Source organism: Bacillus sp. 3103sda1, assembly GCF_024159135.1.
GTDB lineage: Bacteria > Bacillota > Bacilli > Bacillales > Bacillaceae_G > Bacillus_A > Bacillus_A rhizoplanae.
The window spans coordinates 1,032,818-1,050,306 of the sequence record NZ_JAMYWS010000001.1; the positions used below are offsets into that span (position 1 = coordinate 1,032,818).

The 17,489-nt window shown below is 35.0% G+C and carries 16 protein-coding genes and 3 pseudogenes; 7 read left to right on the forward strand and 12 right to left on the reverse strand.

Translation table 11 applies throughout. The features are described 5' to 3' along the window. Window positions 1–154: 154 nt before the first annotated feature. Window positions 155–697, forward strand: coding sequence for a GNAT family N-acetyltransferase (locus NKR74_RS05210; RefSeq protein ID WP_253628862.1), 543 nt, complete (start codon window positions 155–157; stop codon window positions 695–697). A gap of 132 nt (window positions 698–829) precedes the next feature. Here NKR74_RS05210 and NKR74_RS05215 read toward each other — a convergent pair whose 3' ends face one another. Both NKR74_RS05215 and NKR74_RS05220 read right to left on the reverse strand, forming a co-directional pair. Continuing rightward, the gene (locus NKR74_RS05215) at window positions 830–2,260 is read right to left on the reverse strand and encodes an IS4 family transposase (protein WP_253628863.1); all 1,431 of its coding nucleotides are present in this window, start codon (window positions 2,258–2,260) and stop codon (window positions 830–832) included. A 282-nt stretch (window positions 2,261–2,542) separates the two neighbouring features. Then, window positions 2,543–2,677 (reverse strand): annotated as a pseudogene (locus tag NKR74_RS05220) (DinB family protein); the annotation flags it as partial. 323 nt (window positions 2,678–3,000) lie between these two features. On the opposite strand from NKR74_RS05220, the gene NKR74_RS05225 reads away from it, so the two are divergent. Continuing rightward, complete coding sequence (locus NKR74_RS05225) at window positions 3,001–4,125, forward strand: RNA-guided endonuclease InsQ/TnpB family protein (protein ID WP_253628864.1); 1,125 nt, start codon at window positions 3,001–3,003, stop codon at window positions 4,123–4,125. 155 nt (window positions 4,126–4,280) lie between these two features. Here the strand turns inward: NKR74_RS05225 and NKR74_RS05230 are convergent, their stop codons facing one another. From NKR74_RS05230 to NKR74_RS05235, 3 genes are all read right to left on the reverse strand, one after another. Next, window positions 4,281–4,778: a quercetin 2,3-dioxygenase gene (locus tag NKR74_RS05230; protein ID WP_253628865.1), complete on the reverse strand. Its 498-nt coding sequence runs from the start codon at window positions 4,776–4,778 to the stop codon at window positions 4,281–4,283. Window positions 4,779–4,960: 182 nt separating this feature from the next. Further along, window positions 4,961–5,071 (reverse strand): zinc-binding dehydrogenase, encoded by a 111-nt coding sequence (locus NKR74_RS24065; protein ID WP_098306261.1) that lies wholly within the window; start codon window positions 5,069–5,071, stop codon window positions 4,961–4,963. Between the two features lie 78 nt (window positions 5,072–5,149). Then, entirely contained in the window at window positions 5,150–5,623 is a 474-nt protein-coding gene (locus NKR74_RS05235) for a MarR family winged helix-turn-helix transcriptional regulator (protein WP_253628866.1), read from the reverse strand. 177 nt (window positions 5,624–5,800) lie between these two features. Here NKR74_RS05235 and NKR74_RS05240 point away from each other — a divergent pair, with 177 nt between their 5' ends. The 3 genes from NKR74_RS05240 to NKR74_RS05250 all read left to right on the forward strand — a co-directional run bounded on the left by NKR74_RS05240 (window position 5,801) and on the right by NKR74_RS05250 (window position 8,406). Next, window positions 5,801–6,427, forward strand: a complete 627-nt coding sequence (locus tag NKR74_RS05240; RefSeq protein WP_253628867.1) for an FMN-dependent NADH-azoreductase — start codon at window positions 5,801–5,803, stop codon at window positions 6,425–6,427. Window positions 6,428–6,567: 140 nt separating this feature from the next. Next, window positions 6,568–7,701: an MFS transporter gene (locus NKR74_RS05245; protein WP_483861591.1), complete on the forward strand. Its 1,134-nt coding sequence runs from the start codon at window positions 6,568–6,570 to the stop codon at window positions 7,699–7,701. Between the two features lie 120 nt (window positions 7,702–7,821). Beyond that, entirely contained in the window at window positions 7,822–8,406 is a 585-nt protein-coding gene (locus NKR74_RS05250; protein ID WP_253631085.1) for a Crp/Fnr family transcriptional regulator, read from the forward strand. Here NKR74_RS05250 and NKR74_RS05255 read toward each other — a convergent pair. Continuing rightward, window positions 8,403–9,120: pseudogene (locus tag NKR74_RS05255) on the reverse strand (DUF4386 domain-containing protein). The gene NKR74_RS05250 and the pseudogene NKR74_RS05255 sit on opposite strands and share 4 nt — an antisense overlap. Window positions 9,121–9,337: 217 nt before the next feature. Further along, window positions 9,338–10,054, reverse strand: a complete 717-nt coding sequence (gene rluF, locus NKR74_RS05260) for a 23S rRNA pseudouridine(2604) synthase RluF (protein WP_176524518.1) — start codon at window positions 10,052–10,054, stop codon at window positions 9,338–9,340. A 540-nt stretch (window positions 10,055–10,594) separates the two neighbouring features. On the opposite strand from rluF, the gene NKR74_RS05265 reads away from it, so the two are divergent. Continuing rightward, window positions 10,595–12,040 (forward strand): DEAD/DEAH box helicase, encoded by a 1,446-nt coding sequence (locus tag NKR74_RS05265; RefSeq protein ID WP_253628869.1) that lies wholly within the window; start codon window positions 10,595–10,597, stop codon window positions 12,038–12,040. A gap of 65 nt (window positions 12,041–12,105) precedes the next feature. Here the strand turns inward: NKR74_RS05265 and NKR74_RS05270 are convergent. From NKR74_RS05270 to NKR74_RS05285, 4 genes and pseudogenes are all read right to left on the reverse strand, one after another. Continuing rightward, window positions 12,106–12,402 (reverse strand): annotated as a pseudogene (locus tag NKR74_RS05270) (IS3 family transposase); the annotation flags it as partial. Between the two features lie 179 nt (window positions 12,403–12,581). After that, the gene (locus NKR74_RS05275; RefSeq protein WP_253628870.1) at window positions 12,582–13,970 is read right to left on the reverse strand and encodes an MFS transporter; all 1,389 of its coding nucleotides are present in this window, start codon (window positions 13,968–13,970) and stop codon (window positions 12,582–12,584) included. Between the two features lie 600 nt (window positions 13,971–14,570). Further along, window positions 14,571–15,311 (reverse strand): GntR family transcriptional regulator, encoded by a 741-nt coding sequence (locus NKR74_RS05280; protein WP_253628871.1) that lies wholly within the window; start codon window positions 15,309–15,311, stop codon window positions 14,571–14,573. A 317-nt stretch (window positions 15,312–15,628) separates the two neighbouring features. Next, the gene (locus NKR74_RS05285) at window positions 15,629–15,970 is read right to left on the reverse strand and encodes a DoxX family protein (protein ID WP_253628872.1); all 342 of its coding nucleotides are present in this window, start codon (window positions 15,968–15,970) and stop codon (window positions 15,629–15,631) included. A 105-nt stretch (window positions 15,971–16,075) separates the two neighbouring features. Here NKR74_RS05285 and NKR74_RS05290 point away from each other — a divergent pair, with 105 nt between their 5' ends. Continuing rightward, entirely contained in the window at window positions 16,076–16,807 is a 732-nt protein-coding gene (locus NKR74_RS05290) for a Crp/Fnr family transcriptional regulator (protein WP_253628873.1), read from the forward strand. Window positions 16,808–16,908: 101 nt separating this feature from the next. On the opposite strand, the gene NKR74_RS05295 is transcribed toward NKR74_RS05290, so the two are convergent. Further along, entirely contained in the window at window positions 16,909–17,418 is a 510-nt protein-coding gene (locus NKR74_RS05295) for a GNAT family N-acetyltransferase (RefSeq protein WP_253628874.1), read from the reverse strand. Window positions 17,419–17,489 lie beyond the last annotated feature (71 nt).

The following is a 17,489-nucleotide window of genomic DNA, read 5'->3' on the forward strand; positions in this document are numbered from 1 at the left end:
ATGTCACCGCATGCTTTAGAGCATTTTGCTAGAGAGGTAGGATCTATTCAATGAAGAAGCAAATATCGTGCGCAAGATTTAGTAGCGCTTCAATAAAAAAATTATATGTTATAAACTTAGTAACTTATTCTTGGGGTTAGAAAGGGGAAAAGAAATGCAATATCCAGCGTTCTTATCTAAGAGATTAACAATACGCCCATTTCAATTGGATGATGCTCCGAAAGTTCAAGAATTAGCAGGGGATAAAGAGGTGGCAAAAACTACTACAATTATTCCTCATCCATATCCAGATGGCTGGGCAGAAGAGTGGATTACATCTACTTATAAAGCTATGGATAAAGGGGACAGTTTCCACTTTGCAATGGTTAATGAGCAAAATATGCTTATAGGCTGTATATATCTTTTTATCAATAAAAAACACAACAAAGGAGAACTGGGCTATTGGGTAGGTAAATCATACTGGGGTAAAGGGTACTGTACAGAAGCGGGGAAAGTCATCGTTAAGTACGCATTTGAAGAATTAAGTCTAAATCGTATTTATGCTGATGCTTTCACTAAAAATCCTGCCTCTAGTAAAGTCATGCAAAAATTAGGATTGAAACATGAAGGAACATTTAAACAGAGCTGTTTGTACTGGGGAGTTTATGAAGATACTGTTGTTTATGGTTTGACAAAGTCTGATTATTACAAGGGGTAGCGCCACACATCCATCAACTTAAGGTATATTTTCAAACAAAATGCGGTCTTTCCATATAGTTTTTTATTATCTTTTGTAGATTTTATAAAAGTGGGCATATCAAATAAACCCTGACGGGTTTCAATTTTTTTACTATGCTACCTGATGAGTAGAAGTGGTATACTCATAAACAACACCCAAAATATCAAAGACTGTCTTTTTCTCGTATCGATGAGATTTTCGTCCGTTGTGCTGTAGGAGGTTAAACAGACGAAGGAGAACCTTTGATAATTCTTGGGTGTTTTTGTGTAATGCTTGGTAAAAAAGTAAAAAATAATCCTTAATTATGTACATCGCTTTATATTCACTTAGCTCTTTCTGTTTCTTACGTAATAGGAGTTCTCGCATTTTAAACATAGTAGAAGAACATAATAGAATACTAATGAGTTGCCCATAAAGATGACATTCTAATCGCTCTTGTTTAATAGATTTACAACGATGAATTTGAAACCAAGATTTCCATATTTTAAATAACAGCTCAATTTGCCAACGTAATGAATATAAATCATAGATTTTCTCTTTTGGTACCCATTCCGTAGGAATGTTTGTCATATATACCGTAATACCTTGTAAAAGCTTCGTGCGCTCTGTATATGTAATTCCTTTTTTCTTTTCGCGAATAGCTCGGTCACGTAGGCGTTTCTGTTTTTGCTCCTCGGTACACCTATAAACTACAATACGAGTAGGCAGTTTGTCTTTACTCCCTACATATACATCATGTAATTCATACACTTGGCCAGGTTGTAGTTGTTTCATAATGTCTTCCAAATGAATTTGTATATATACCGGTCTCAATTGAGCGGGTTTTGTTTTAAAAACCACTGTTTCGAACTCTTTTCTATATATTTTAGTTGGTAACTTAAGACGGGATAAATAATATCCCTGCTTGTCTTGAATAGACTTAAAGTCTTGTAGACGAAAATATCCTAAGTCACGAATATATAGCTCATTCTTTTGTATCATGCCTGTTCGAGTCGCACCATACGCCTGATCACTTCGTTTTCCTGGTTCAATTTTCACATCAGAAAATTCTCCACTCAACAAGTCATACTCTAGTTGAATTTTCACACCAGCTTTATGACTACATCCTCCGGCACCAGGATAAGTAGATGCGAATCGATCTGGAACTTGAAAGGTTGTAGAATCAAGGATGCGAATGCGCTCAAAGTAGGCAGAAAGAGAATGAGAAATCTTAGATACGCCTCCAATTTTAGCTTGTAGAAGTGTAGTGAATACAGTTCGAAAGAAGGCTACAGAAGCCGAGTTAAATCGTCGATTAAGTCCTTCCGGACTTAATAAAACTCCTGTTGAAGTTTCTAATTGACTACATAGTTGAGTAAGAGAGGTAGTAGCGACTTGTTGATTTAACCATACACACAAAGATAAGAAATGGTGCCCGTGGCACTTACGTTTTCGTTTCATCCCGCCTGCTTCTATAGCTAATTGATTAAGTGTAGCGGGAGACATATATCGATATAACTCTTCAGCGAATAAAGATAATTCTTGTTTTTGATTCATATTCATAAAAAGCACGTCACCCTTTCTCATTAACATAAGAGAATAGTAACGTGCTTTTAGCTTCAAAAATAGTCTAAATCCTTAAGTTGATGGATGTGGGGTAGCGCCACATCACTATCAAGCTAACATTTTGATGTCGGACGACAAAAACTTGGGTAGTTGTATGACTGTAGCTTTAAAATAAAGGTTGATTGAATTAACTCTATAAACATTAATAAAAGAAGAAACAGAAAGAGTGTATTTTGAAAAAAGATTGATCAAAATACACTTTTTCCTTTCAGGATATTATTACATTTTAGAAGCTTCCATACCTATGTTAGCCCATTCATCTTTCGATGGACTATAAATACCAGGAACCATTAAACCCGCTTTTATCATTTGTCCTCGATGATGTATTTGATGTTGGATTAAAAATAGTAAAAGAATTGCGAAATGTGTAAAGTGAGATTGATTGAGCGTAGGATAGTGGACACTATTACATTCGGATGTGCCACGATCTTTTAACATACTTCCAAAAGAATTCTCCTTCCTCAAGGAATGAGAAGGGTGAATCCCAATGAGTAGGGAGGGGATGAATTTTGGTTGGCGTAAGCCAAAGGAATGTAAAAGGAATTCCCTCAAATGAGACAGAAATTATAGTAAAGAATACTAATAATCTCAAAGTTATTGTTTGCTGACTGTAGGCAGTGCACCATTAGAAATTCTAAATCAATACCGAAACACAAGGACAAAACGAATGGGAGGTGATGACAATGTTGTTGAATCAAAAATATGAAATCTTTCCAACAGAAGCGCAAAAAGAAGTGTTAGACCGTTGGCTACAATATTGTCGTCAAACCTACAATTCTGCCTTGCTAGACAAAGAACGGAAATATAAACAAAATAAAGAAAATTACAATCGTTATGATATGCAAAGACAACTTACATTGGACAAGGATACGTATCCTTTTCTGAAGGAAATGCCTTCTCAGCCGCTACAAGAAGTTTTTGCACGTCTGCAAAAAACGTTTGATAATTTCTTTCGTAAAGATGCAAAGTATCCAAAACAGAAAAAGTATAAAGACTACACGAGTATGACATTTCCGCAATTTGGGTTCAAACGAAACGGAAAGCATCGCTATGCCATGTCTTTTTCTGATAACGGTAAATTATACAATACAAAGCTGGGAGAAATAGATATCCTACTTCACAGACCACTCGAAGGAACAATCAAGCAACTGATTCTCAAACGTCAAGGGAAAAGATGGTACGCTATTTTCTGTGTCGAAAGACAAGTGGCACCATCTGATATCGATACCAATCGTGCAATAGGAATTGACGTGGGATTACATAAGTATGCCGTTCTTTCTAATGGTTTAGAGTTTGAAAACCCAAGATTTCTCCGCGAAAAAGAAAAACAACTAAAGAGAGCACAGCGGAAACTTTCTAAGAAGAAAAAAGGTTCTGCTAACTTCATAAAACAAGTCGAGCGTATTCGCAAGCTACATGAAAAAGTAGCAAACCAACGCAGAGATTTTCTTCATAAACTTAGTTACAATCTAGCGAAAGATTATTCCGTTATCGTTGTAGAAAATCTGAACATTCGTAACATGGTTAGAAACAGAAAATTATCGAAATCTATTTCTGATGCAGGGTGGGGAATGTTTCGAAACATGCTTGCTTACAAATGTGAAAATCATGGCGGTGTACTCATCAAAGTAGAACCAAAGTATACTTCACAAGACTGTTCTTTTTGTAGGAATCGTGTGAAGAAGTCTCTCTCTATTCGTACTCACATTTGTAAAAAGTGTGGAACGGTATTAGATAGAGACTATAACGCGAGCCGGAACATCTTACAAAAAGGATTAGAAGAATTGTTTGCCACAAACTAAAGTCCACAAACTGTAGGGCAAGGTTATCTCCGAACAGTATAATCTTCGCCTGTGGAGACTGTGTAAGACGCAGTGGGACACCCCACTATGCAACAGTCTATGAAACAGGAAGCTCCTTCTTCAATCAGACTGGAAGGTGGATAAGGAGGGGTTATTCACAGAGTTAAGTTTGGATAAGAAATATTATACTTTTCTGAAGTCTTAATAAGCTTTTGTAATACTTCTAGAGGAGGAAGACCTTCAGGTATTTTCATTCCATCTCGATAAGGTACACCTAAGTCTTTTATAAAACTGTCAAAACCTGAAGGGTATGCAGTAACCAGGCATTTAGCTGTATCTGAACTAACTTTAAGTGTATGAGGAATACCACGTGGGGCAAATACATAATCGCCGGCTTTTGCTGAGATGATCTCATCGCCCACGAAAAATGTGATTTCTCCTTCTAACACGTAAAATGTTTCATCTTCTTTTTCATGAACATGTAACGGAGGACCATCACTTTTCTTACTAAAAGTATGAATTACACAAAATTCTCCATTAGTATCTTCACCACTTACAAGAATAGAAGCGACACTATTTAAAAAAAGGTATGTGTTATTTTCATGGGTGTTACGGTGCATTATCTTTACTTTGTTTTGTTTATCAACAGACATTTCACCATCTCCCTTGCTCAGTATTCATTTATAAACGTGGCATATAAGGTGTAACAATTAAAATATTTATGCTCAGCTATTAATTTAATGAACATGATTTCATTTAAACAATTTTTTAAACAGAAAAAGCCGATTTCCTGCACACTGATGAAGGATCGGCTTTAAAATATTCTAACTCAACATTAATCAACAATATGAAGTACAATTCGTCCACGACCATGTCCACGCTGACTGAATTCGTGGGCTTTTGGAGCTTCATCAAGAGCAAATGTTTTTGATATAAACGTTTTAATTTTTCCATATCGTTTAAAGAAATTATCTGTTTCTTAAGTTAATAGGCGCACGATTAGTCCTCTTTTTAAACTCTATATTTACCAAACAGGTCTTAACCTCGATAATAATTTACCTTCATTTGCTTCATAAACTAATTTTGTTAAATCTTCTTTGAGCATTTGCATTCGTTCAGCACCTATCTTTTCAATCCACCGTTGTTCAATCTCAGTTAGTATTTTATCTTTTGCTTTCACTGCTAACCAACCTCGTTCGGTTAAAACAATAATTTTCCCTCTTTTATCAGTTGGATGAGTTTGACGCATTACATAACCACTTTTCTCAAGAGAATCCACCATTTTACTCACAGCTTGCTTTGTAATTCCTAAATATTCGGCTAGTTCTATCCCTGTTGCCCCATCAGGGATGATACGTTTAAACATAAAACCATGTGCAGGTCTAATATCTCCAAACCCTAATTCACTCATTTTGTCATTTAGTTCATCAATCAATGTACTAAAGGATAATGACAAAAGTGATGTAAGATCCAATTCACTCAATACTTGATGATTCATACATAAAACCTCCTTAAATAAAGTCAATTAGGTTGACTTTATTTAAATTCCATTGTACTATGCGTAATATAGTCAATCAAGTTGACTATATTGTTTTTGTCATAAAAGAAATGGGATACCCATTTTTAATGAGTAAATATATAACAACGTAAGAGTGAGTAATAGGAGGAACAGAAAATGACAACAGTTTTATTTGTAAAAGCAAACAATCGTCCAGCAGACCAAGCGGTTAGTGTGAAATTATATGAGGCTTTTTTAGCAAGTTACAAAGAATCACATCCAAATGATACAGTGGTAGAGCTTGATTTATACAATGAAGAATTGCCATATGTAGGAGTAGATATGATTAACGGCACTTTTAAGGCTAGTAGAGGACTTGATTTAACAGAAAAGGAAGCAAAAGCAGTAGCTGTTGCTGATAAATATTTAGATCAATTCCTTGCAGCTGATAAAGTTGTATTTGGTTTCCCGTTATGGAATTTAACAATCCCAGCTGTACTGCACACATATATTGATTATTTAAACCGCGCGGGCAAAACATTTAAATATACGCCAGAAGGTCCAGTAGGTCTTATTGGAGATAAGAAAATTGCATTATTAAACGCAAGTGGCGGTGTATATTCTGAAGGACCAGCAGCTGAAATGGAAATGGCTGTTAAATATGTAGCAAGTATGATGGGCTTCTTCGGTGTGAAAGATATGGAGAAAGTAGTAATTGAAGGTCACAACAAGTTCCCAGATAAAGCAGAAGAAATTATTGCAGCAGGGCTTGAAAAGGCTGTTACAGTAGCAAGTGCGTTCTAATTCACAAAACACTTGTCACTCAATATGGCAGTACCAACACTTTTATAGCGGTGGTACTGCTTTTTTATTCGCTTATCTCGCTACTTTTGGGCGGTAAGAACATTCTCAATTTATTAAATGATAGAAAGCAGGATTACATTATAATGGAACGTTTATGGACAAAGAATTATATAATGCTGACACTTACAGCATTATTACTGTTTAGTGGTTTTTATTTATTAATGCCAACACTACCTATATTTATTAAACAATTAGGTGGAAGTGAATCTCAAGTTGGATTCATTATTGGAGTGTTTACAATATCGGCAGTCATTTTACGTCCTATTGTTGGCGGATTAATGGATCGATATGGTCGACGAGTATTTATAATAAGCGGATTACTATTTTTTGCAATTACAATGTATTTTTATGATTGGGTAACAGGAGTTATATTTTTAGTGGTATTACGTATCCTTCATGGAATTAGCTGGGCAATTGCTACAACTTCGATTGGAACGGCTGTGACTGATGTGATTCCACCATCTCGCCGTGGAGAAGGCATGGGATGGTATGGACTTGCAATGACTTTAGGTATGGCTTTAGGACCAATATTAGGTCTTTGGGTAGCAAAATCATTTTCATTTCACTACCTATTTCTTCTATGCACAGTATTAGCAATTATTGCATTCATACTTGCGCTTGGTACAAAAATACCAGCGGTTCAACATACATCAAAACAACCAATATCATTTTTTGAAAAAACAGTTTTACCAATCGCTATTGTTACATTTTTCCTATCCCTTACTTTTGGTGGCATTACAACATTTTTACCACTGTTTGCGGCAAAAATTCAAGTTAATGCTGGTACTTTTTTCTTAGTTTATGCTGTTACACTTACAGTAATTAGACCGATTGCAGGGAAAATATCTGATAAACATGGAGAAGGAGTCATTATTGTTCCTGCGCTTTTTATAATGATAATTGCACTATTCGTCCTAGCAATGACAAACGGGCTTGTTGGACTAGTTATTACAGCTATTTTGTACGGAATTGGATTCGGATCAGCACAACCAGCTCTTCAAGTAGCAACGATACGATTAGCTCCACCAGAGAAAAGAGGGGTAGCGAACGCTACATTCTTTACTGCTTTTGATTTAGGGATTGGTTTAGGCTCTATAATTCTAGGATTTGTTTCACAGCTCATGGGATATCAAATGCTATTTATTGTTTGTGCTGTATCTGGGCTTATTAGTCTGTTAATGTTTATTTTGTTTGTAAAAAAGACATTAAAATAACTTTTTAAATGATGGAAAAAGCGCTATTCTTTTTGTAGAAATGTATAAAAAGGATAGCGTTTTTTATGAACCTTTCTATTCAAGATGAGTTTCAATCAAAGGAGTTGAATGAAAAGCAAAATGGAAAGCATATTATTGAAGTATTTGACTAAATTTACAACGTTGAACGAAGAAGAGCAACAAGCAATCGTTAAAGATATACTTATTGAAGAATATAAAAAAGGAACAATGCTCCTTAGACAAGGAGATGTTCCTACTACATGTTATTTCGTATTGAAGGGTTGTGTTAGGCAGTATTCTATAGATGAAACGGGAAAAGAGGTTACATCTAATTTCTACACAGAAGAACAAGCAATTGCGAATTTCAATCATCATAAACAAGACAAGTCATCGGCGTATTTTTTAACTTGTGTAGAAGACTGTATATTGGTCGTTGGTGACCTTGATACCGAAAAGGACATGTATAACAAATATACACAATTGGAAACAATGACACGCAAGATGATTGAGGAAAAACTAGGTGACATGCAAGATGAAATGGCTGCATTTATTGCATCTACACCTGAAGAGCGCTATAAAGCACTATTACAGAAACGACCTCATTTAGTTGATCGTGTACCTCAACATCAGTTGGCAAGTTATCTTGGTATTACCCCAGAGTCATTAAGTAGAATTAAGAAACGAATCTATAAAAATAATTTTTAGGAAGCCCGGACTTTTCCTCCCTTGAACAGCAACCATATACCAAAGCCCAATTCTCCTGCAATCATCGGCACAGTAAATACAAATGTAAGTATTGAAATGACTCCATCGTATTCTGGAAGAAACGTGTTGCACAGGTGAATGATAATGTAGCCTATTGAAGCAAGTAATAATAAGATGCTAATGACTTTTGGTATGGTGTTTGATTTGAAAGCTAAGTAGCCCACACATCATGAGATGTCCACCAAAAATGATTAAACCAATAGACCAAATAGATTCAAATGCATCTAAAAATAGCATCATCTGTGCTTGAAGTTGATCGGTTGTAAATAATGATAAATAGTCTTTATTTTTCGTGAGAAGTAGCGCAAATATTAAATTCAGTATGACAATTCCCAATATAGTCGCATAGGTAAGACGAAGCCACGCACCGAGCAATGAAAGGTTTTTATGAATGGGATTCAGGAAGATATAGAAAGCCCAGGCGACAACAATGTCACTTATAAGGATGATGATCCAACCAAAGATTTCGGCCTTGAAAAGGATATTTGATGACATGATGTTGTGAAATGTGGCGCCGGCATCGCCCTGCACAACAAGGCTTTCATGGGCAAAGCCATAGGAAAAAAATGCAGCAAGTGTCATGATGATAAGTGATGTGCCAGCAGTCAGAGCGGATTTTCGCTGATCCGATCGTTCTTTTACTGTGATAGCCATAAGATAATCCCCTATATTACATTATTGAATTTCATCTTAATGGGAAGGTTATGACTGGTCATTGACTTAAATCAAGAGTGGCAGTAGAGGAACTATGTAGAAAATACGGATATCGCAAACGATTTGGAAAATAGATAGGAAAACGAGTGCCACGCAAAACGTGTACAGTAAAAAAAGATGGACCAAAACAGTTTCTTACTGTTTTGGTCCATCTTTTTTACCATTCCTTTGGCTCATAGTTCAAGTCTTGGAATAATCGATTGCGCTCTTTTTTAGATAAGTCTCTCCATTGTCCAACGGGTAGATTACCTAAATGAATATTCATAATTCGAGTTCGCTGTAGTCTATAAACATCGTATCCAAGCGCTTCACACATGCGACGAATTTGACGATTTAGTCCTTGTGTTAAAGTGATTTGAAAAACATATTTAGAAAGTTGTTCCATCTTACAAGGCAGCGTTTTCGTACCTAAAATTTTTACACCTTCAGCCATTCGTTTTAAAAATTCAGGAGTAATCGGCTTGTCTACTGTAACAATGTATTCTTTCTCATGCTTATTTTCAGCACGTAAAATTTCATTGACTATATCACCGTCGTTCGTAAGGAGTATTAAGCCATCTGAATCTTTATCTAGTCGCCCGATATTAAAAACTCTTAATGGATGATTGACTAAATCAACAATATTACCCTTAACATTTTTTTCTGTTGTACTCGTAATACCTACGGGTTTATTTAAGGCAATATAAACATAATTTCTTGCCATCCGTATTGGGTTACCGTTTACACGAACATCATCCCCAGGCTCGACTTGGCTGCCTATTTTCGCAACCTTTCCATTTATCGTGACTCTTCCTTCATTGACTAATTTATCTGCACCGCGTCTAGATGCTTTTCCGGATTCACTAATGTACTTATTAATACGCATGTTAAACACAACCTTAAGTAGAGAGTTAATAGTATTAGAATATTGGTTTCACATAAGATTTTCAAGGGCTTATTAAAATCTTATGTAGATTAGTATCGGTGGTAGCATAAATGACGTAGACTTTTTATGGTAGATGATCGAGATCTTTGGCTACAAAAATATTTTTACAAATGCGATGGCAATTCATCTCCACCTTAAACTGGGCTATGCCCTACAGGTTTTGAAGATGGAGTTTTCTTGCCAATTTTTCGATAAAGGAAATGATTTTAGGACATTTAAGACTGAAACTTGGATTTCAAGTTTATCCCGCTATTCGCGGATAGTAAGATCCCCACCTCAAGAGTGAGAGAAGCAAAGAAGATAGGTGGGGGTTACTACCCGTAAAAGCCCGATTGGTGAGAGCTTTCCATCAGTGGGGGATGAAGAAAACCCCCACTGATGGAAGTTTCACTTCATGATGCCAAGGGAAAAATATTGTATTTATGCATATGATATTTATATAATGGTGAAACATACATAAAAGAATATATAACAAAATGAGGTTAGTACATGAGTCCACGAAGTTTTAAAGATTACGCATTGAGTAAAGAAATTGTAAGAGCACTTGCTAGCTTACAATATGAAAAGCCAACAGAAGTGCAAGAAAAAGTTATCCCAATTGCATTAGAAAAGAAAGATCTTGTTGTAAAATCACAAACAGGAAGCGGTAAGACAGCTTCTTTTGGGATTCCGCTTTGTGAAATGGTTGAGTGGGAAGAAAATAAGCCGCAGGCGTTAATCCTTACACCAACAAGGGAACTTGCTGCGCAGGTAAAAGAAGATATTACGAATATAGGCAGATTTAAGCGTATTAAAGCAACTGCGGTTTACGGAAAATCTCCATTTGCGCGTCAAAAATTAGAACTAAAGCAAAAGACACATATTGTTGTCGGCACTCCTGGACGTGTATTAGATCATATTGAAAAAGGGACTTTCTCGTTAGAGTGTTTAAAATATTTGGTGATTGATGAGGCAGATGAAATGTTAAATATGGGCTTTATCGATCAAGTAGAAGCAATTATTGACGAACTACCTACGAACCGAATGACGATGCTATTTTCTGCGACATTACCAGAAGATGTTGAAAATTTGTCTCGTACATATATGGAATCACCAATCAACATCGAGATTAAAGCATCTGGTATTACAACAGATAAAATTGAACATAGTCTTTTAGAAGTGAGGGAAGAAGAGAAGTTCTCTCTTCTGAAAGATGTAACAACTATTGAAAATCCAGATAGTTGCATTATTTTCTGCCGTACGCAAGAAAATGTAGATGATGTATTTAGACAGTTAAAACGTTCTGGCTATCCTTGTGATAAAATTCATGGTGGTATGGTGCAAGAAGATCGGTTTGCAGTAATGAATGACTTTAAAAAAGGGAAATTCCGCTATTTAGTAGCGACAGATGTAGCAGCACGAGGAATTGATATTGAGAATATTACCCACGTCATCAATTACGATATTCCATTAGAAAAAGAAAGTTACGTACACCGTACAGGAAGAACAGGACGTGCTGGTAATAGCGGAAAAGCAATTACATTTGTAACTCCGTATGAAGAGAGATTTCTAGCAGAAATCGAAGAGTATATCGGTTTTGAAATTTTAAAAATAGATGCACCTTTAAAAGAAGAAGTTACAAAAAGAAAGGCGGCATTTGAAGAAAAAATAAATGCTAAGCCAATTATTAAAAAAGATAAAAGTGCTAGTCTAAATAAGGGAATCATGAAGCTTTACTTTAATGGTGGAAAGAAAAAGAAAATCCGAGCAGTGGATTTTGTTGGTACAATTGCCAAAATTCCAGGTGTTACAGCGGATGATATAGGGATTATTACGATACAGGATAATGTTTCTTATGTTGAAATATTAAATGGAAAAGGACCACTTGTTTTAAAAGTAATGAAAAACACAACGATAAAAGGGAAGCAGTTAAAGGTTCATGAGGCAATTAAATAAAAGGAGCTATCCACTTTGAACTGTACCCTATAAAATGGACAGTTTCATAAAAAGACCATGAAAAATCAAGCACTTAAAAGATGGTTTCGGTATTCTACTGGAGCCATCTTTTTTAGTGTCCACTGATAACGATTATAATTATAATCCTCCATATAATCCTTTATGGCAAGCTGAAGAGATTCAAATGTTTGACAGCCTTTATAATTTAATTCATCTTTCATATGACAAAAGAAGGATTCCATCGGGGCATTGTCTAAGCAGTTTCCTCTACGTGACATAGATTGTCTGATTCCCATTTCTTTTACACGTTTCTGAAATTCAAGATGTGTATAGTGAACACATTGATCTGAGTGTAGAAGCGCTTCAGGATGAATCACTTTTCCTAATCAAAATACACAAAAACCCCGAATCATGGGCTTTTTTTTAAGTGTCCACGATTCGGGGTACAGTTCATTTTTAGTCTTAGGGTTCTACTCTGAAATAATCGTTTTAAAGTTTTCTTACAAATAAATTCTATATGACTAGTTAACTCATAGATAATTTACTTTGTCGCTTTTCGTCCTACTAATACCCAGTACAGAGATAAACTGAAAAGGGTAATGAGTACGAGAATGAATAGGATATTACTAAACATGGAAGCATCCAAATTGCTTGTAATCCCGAAGAAGTTTTGTCGCATTGCGGAATGGTCCATCATTGCTGCTGTATAGGCAATTCCGATTGACATAGCGACACTAAGTGTTAAGTTATAAAACCCGATTGCTGTTCCTGTTTTTTCTTTTTCAATTGTACAAATGCAAGAATCAAGTAATGGTGCATACATGAGTGCAAATGAACTAGAGAATAAAATCATGGATATCACGAATACAACAACAGAAGTTTTTATAAAGAATCCGCCTAATAGTAAGCTGACCATAATGCTGCACATAGCGATTGTAATACATTGCTTGCTTCCCAGAATCTTCGCGATTTTTCCGGAAAGAGCTCCGACAACAGCAGCTGCTATATAGCCTGGAATTAATAATAATGAAATGGTATCTAGCTGCAAACCGTAAATCTTTTCAAGCAAGAATGGAAATAAGAAAATATATGCTAACTGTACAGAGTAAATTACAAAAGCAACTCCAAGCAATGAGATAAACTGTTTATTTTTAAAGAATGATATTCCGATAAAAGCTTTTGAGTTCTTACTAATATAAGTAAGGAACAATGTAATTGCAACAATAAACAAGATAAGGTACATCCAATTGAAATCAGTAATATATAGTAGCAGGGATGCTGAAATGATTCCTACTAGAAATAATCCTAATACATCTACATTACTGTTTTTCGCTTCTTCCTTAGGAAGATATTTCAAAATAAATGGAAGGGTGAAAAGTGTTACTAAAGAAAGTAAAAATAGAGTTGTCCAATGGAAGTATGTAGAAACATAACCTCCAGTTAATGCACCTATAAGCTGTGAAAGAGCAAAACTACTTGTACTTAATCCTAAAAATTTCTTTTGTTCATTTGCAGGTAAATGTTTTGTTACAAAGATAACATATAATGTTTCAGCTGATGCTAAACCTGCAGTTTGGATCATTCGTGAGATAACAACTAATAAAAACGAGTGTTGAAAAATATATCCCATGACTGAACCAACACATATTAAAATAATACCAATGCTAAAAAGTTTTCTGATACTAACGGAATCTGCTAAAGTTGCGTAAACAACTGCTCCAATTCCAATCACAAGGCCAGCTAGAGTTGCTTGCCAGCTAACTGTTGTCGCTGAAATATTAAAATCTTTTGCCATATCAACAGAAACAATCTTAAACGAATTGTCAATTACTAAACATAATAGAAATAACAGTAAGGTAATAGGTACTGCTTTCTTAGCATTATATTCCTGAGTTTTCTTCATGCTCACATCTGCAGTTATTGTAGACATAGCTATATTCCTCTCCTTTTGTTTTGCAGGAAATTGTCTTCCTGAGTCATAATTGTCACGCTTTTAACTACGAATTGATCCTTTCGTAAAAAGGAGCAGTTCAGTAATTTCTATACCATTTGTTTCATACGCGGGGTTTCCTTGTGCACAGTTGTACCCATTTTGGTTCTTTCATGATGTTTAAGAAGGAAACGTTTTCATAAGTGGTGAAAAAATCTCACTTTTTGATTGCGTTTTCATAATCATTCATGATAACCCTTCAAAATATACAACATCGTATGGTTGTCTAAAAATTTGTATGAATCTAGACAATGAAAAGGATATCTTTCCTGCTTATGATGTTTATAAGGAAGCACTTACATAAATAACCAAAAACATCTTCCTTTTTGATGACGCTTTCATGGTAATGTATGAGAATTCTTGGGACTATACAATATTGTATGGTTGTCTAAAAACTTGTATATATCTTAACAATGAAAAGGATACCATACCTTTCTTGTGCTCACAACCCATCTTTCTTTCGGAATTTGTCTTTTTTGTTACAAAAAAAAGCGATGTATTTCGTATGAAATACATCGCTTCCAAATTAAGTATAAAACTTTATTTAGATGTTTTAATCCTAATTTGACTAAATTCTGTTGGTATATAGTATTTATTATAAACCACAGGGTATTTATCACTAATATATACACTTTCTAAAATTAAATCACATTCTTCCCCGTGGAAAATTTGATGTTTTAATGACGGCGTATTGACGGAATTAGAACGTTTAATTTCAATGGTAGAGGAATTAGCCAGTTCATATACTTTCTCTTCTAACATATCCAATACTTGCTTTTCGTTTTGTAAGTCAAGATTTAATTGGGAAACGGCTTCTATTGGCATCATTGTAAAAGCAAAAGCTACTATCTTATCATTACTTTTATACCAGCGTTCCAACGCAACAACTGCAGTCATTTGTTGATTTAATACTTGCACTGCATAGTCCGTTACTAGGTCAATTCGGAAATTCAGTTCGATATCATCTATTTTTTCCGTATAGCATTTATATAAGGGATTCCCCAACTTCTCCAAGCCATCCATACTTTCATTATGGTGAAATTTTGTAATGAAATTTCCTTTTCCATGGATATTTTTAACCAATCCATCTTCCTGTAAAAGTGCCAAAGCATGTCGTAATGTCATTCTGCTCACACCAAATATTTTAGCCAATTCAGGTTCTGTTGGAAGCTTGCTGCCTTGAGGAAATGTTCCATCCATGATTAATTTATACAATTGGTCATACACAATGACGAATAGCGGTTTTTTTTGTTTATTGAGTTCATGAAGTTTATTGTTCATTTTCTTATACCCCTATAGTTTATAAATTCCGTTTCTTTTCTTTGGTCTATTGTAACTTATTTTTCCATGGAAATTAATACGCTTGCAAAAATCCATTAAAAGTTGCGCTATGTGTATTTGTCATGCAAACGGAAGAGGAGAGATACCGTATATAATTAAAAATAGCTTTGAATGGTTTGAGAACCTTCTTGAAAGGAATTTCGTAAAGTTGAAAGAAGAAAAATTCAATTTCTATAAGTTAGTTTATTAACTCCTTCTTGCCGAGTCAGTGAAGGAGTTGATTCCTCCGCTGACTATGATTTAAACTTCCTGTTCTTTTACAAGAGTAGAATTGTAATAGAAAGAACAAGCATAATAAACGCATTAAGTGCCATAATGGGTTTATGCTTCGCACGGAAGAGATGAGCATGTAAGGCTCCTAACATAAGAACAATAATAAGAGAAGCTGCATACTGCAAGAAGCTATTACTCCAAAAACCAATGATGATTCCTATAACCCCGATGAACTCCAATAAGGCAATAACATTCATAAACCACATAGGATAGCGATATTCATTCCAGTGATGAACCATTGATTTTGCACGTGAAATTTTTAGGAAAAACGATATTGAAAATATACTAATCAAAATAAATTGAATGCTAAGGATAACGATATCCATATGACTTCCCCCTTGATAAGATAATAAAATAAATACTTTCACATAAGAGTGTAGTATGTATCATTCTGAAAATATGTAGTCGAGACTACAATGGGAGGAAAGTTCATGGATAAAATAAAATATTTATCGCGAATACGTTTATTTGATGAGCTAGAGTTAGAAGAATTAAAGAAAATTGAGTCGGATACTTCTATTGATGTAATGAAAAGAGGGACGATGATTACCTCTCCGCATATGGAACAACAGTTTTTATATTTAGTTAAAGCGGGTAAAGTGCGTTTATATAAAGTATCTGAAGATGGAAAAGAGCTTACACTCGACATATTAGGTGCAGGGCATGTGTTTGGAGCGGTGGGTACATTTACAACGGGATCTGAAGGTGTATATGCTGAAACATGGGAAGATTCTCTAATTTGTAAAATAGATAGAACTCAGTTTCAAAAACTCATACACGATAAACCCGATATCGCTTTAAAATTCATAGAGATACTATCTATTCGTGTAAAGGAAATGGAAGAGCTGTTAGAGCATATGGCACATAGTAGTGCGCGGAAACGATTGCTCTTTTTACTGTATAAATTATCGAAAAAATTTGGAATAGCAGTGGAAGCTGCAGAAGATTGGAGACAAGTTGAAATTTCCATTACTCATCAAGAATTAGCAAATATGACAGGGAGTATTCGTGAAACGGTAACGGGTTTATTAAATGATTTAACACAGGAAGGAATTGTTCGAAAAGCAGCTCCACGTAAATTATTACAAATTCACTTAGGGAGATTAATAGATGAATTAGAAAGTGGCATAAATAATCAAAATAATATTTCAGTTATAAAATAAGAAGTTGTGTTTTCCTTTAGCTATGCTCTAAAAGATTGTTGCTCTGAATAAAAAAAGAGGACTTCACAAGAAAGTCCTCTTTTTTTATTCAGTTCAAGCACCTATTTGTTATCTTTATAATAATAAATGGTAGCAGCTAATTCGCCATTCGGTGACTTAGCATAGTTTGGAATCCGACCAGCTTTGATATATCCCAATGATGTGTATAAGATATTAGAAGGGTCTCCTTCTCTAGTATCAAGAACTAATAATGACCTGCCTTCATTCTTTGCTATTTTTTCAGCTTTTTGCATGAGTAGGCGACCAATACCACTACGTCGATAATTAGGGTGTGTCATTAACTTAGCTATTTCAGCTCTATGATTTCCATTTTGTTTTGTAGATAAGTGTAATTGTACACTTCCAACAATTTGATTGTTGAATTTTGCCACAAGTAAAATCACTTCCGGACTTAAAACAGATGTCCAATATTTTCGTGCATCTACATTTTCAAACGGTAATAAAAAACCAATGGAAGCCCCATCTTTTACTGTATGTATTAAAAGCTCAGAAAGCTCAGAAAGATTTTCTTCAACTGTATATAATCGTTCAATTTTTACATCAGTACTCAATACAATCACCTCAAAATGACTTTAATACGGTCTCTATGCAATAATTCTTTACCCAGAAATTAAATTCCTTC

Coding starts and splice junctions, on each gene's coding strand:
- NKR74_RS05210 (WP_253628862.1), top strand. CDS start 155: ATGCAATATCCAGCGTTCTTATCTAAGAGATTAACAATACGCCCATTT.
- NKR74_RS05215 (WP_253628863.1), bottom strand. CDS start 2,260: ATGAATATGAATCAAAAACAAGAATTATCTTTATTCGCTGAAGAGTTA.
- NKR74_RS05225 (WP_253628864.1), top strand. CDS start 3,001: ATGACAATGTTGTTGAATCAAAAATATGAAATCTTTCCAACAGAAGCG.
- NKR74_RS05230 (WP_253628865.1), bottom strand. CDS start 4,778: ATGTCTGTTGATAAACAAAACAAAGTAAAGATAATGCACCGTAACACC.
- NKR74_RS05235 (WP_253628866.1), bottom strand. CDS start 5,623: ATGAATCATCAAGTATTGAGTGAATTGGATCTTACATCACTTTTGTCA.
- NKR74_RS05240 (WP_253628867.1), top strand. CDS start 5,801: ATGACAACAGTTTTATTTGTAAAAGCAAACAATCGTCCAGCAGACCAA.
- NKR74_RS05250 (WP_253631085.1), top strand. CDS start 7,822: ATGGAAAGCATATTATTGAAGTATTTGACTAAATTTACAACGTTGAAC.
- NKR74_RS05265 (WP_253628869.1), top strand. CDS start 10,595: ATGAGTCCACGAAGTTTTAAAGATTACGCATTGAGTAAAGAAATTGTA.
- NKR74_RS05275 (WP_253628870.1), bottom strand. CDS start 13,970: ATGTCTACAATAACTGCAGATGTGAGCATGAAGAAAACTCAGGAATAT.
- NKR74_RS05280 (WP_253628871.1), bottom strand. CDS start 15,311: ATGAACAATAAACTTCATGAACTCAATAAACAAAAAAAACCGCTATTC.
- NKR74_RS05285 (WP_253628872.1), bottom strand. CDS start 15,970: ATGGATATCGTTATCCTTAGCATTCAATTTATTTTGATTAGTATATTT.
- NKR74_RS05290 (WP_253628873.1), top strand. CDS start 16,076: ATGGATAAAATAAAATATTTATCGCGAATACGTTTATTTGATGAGCTA.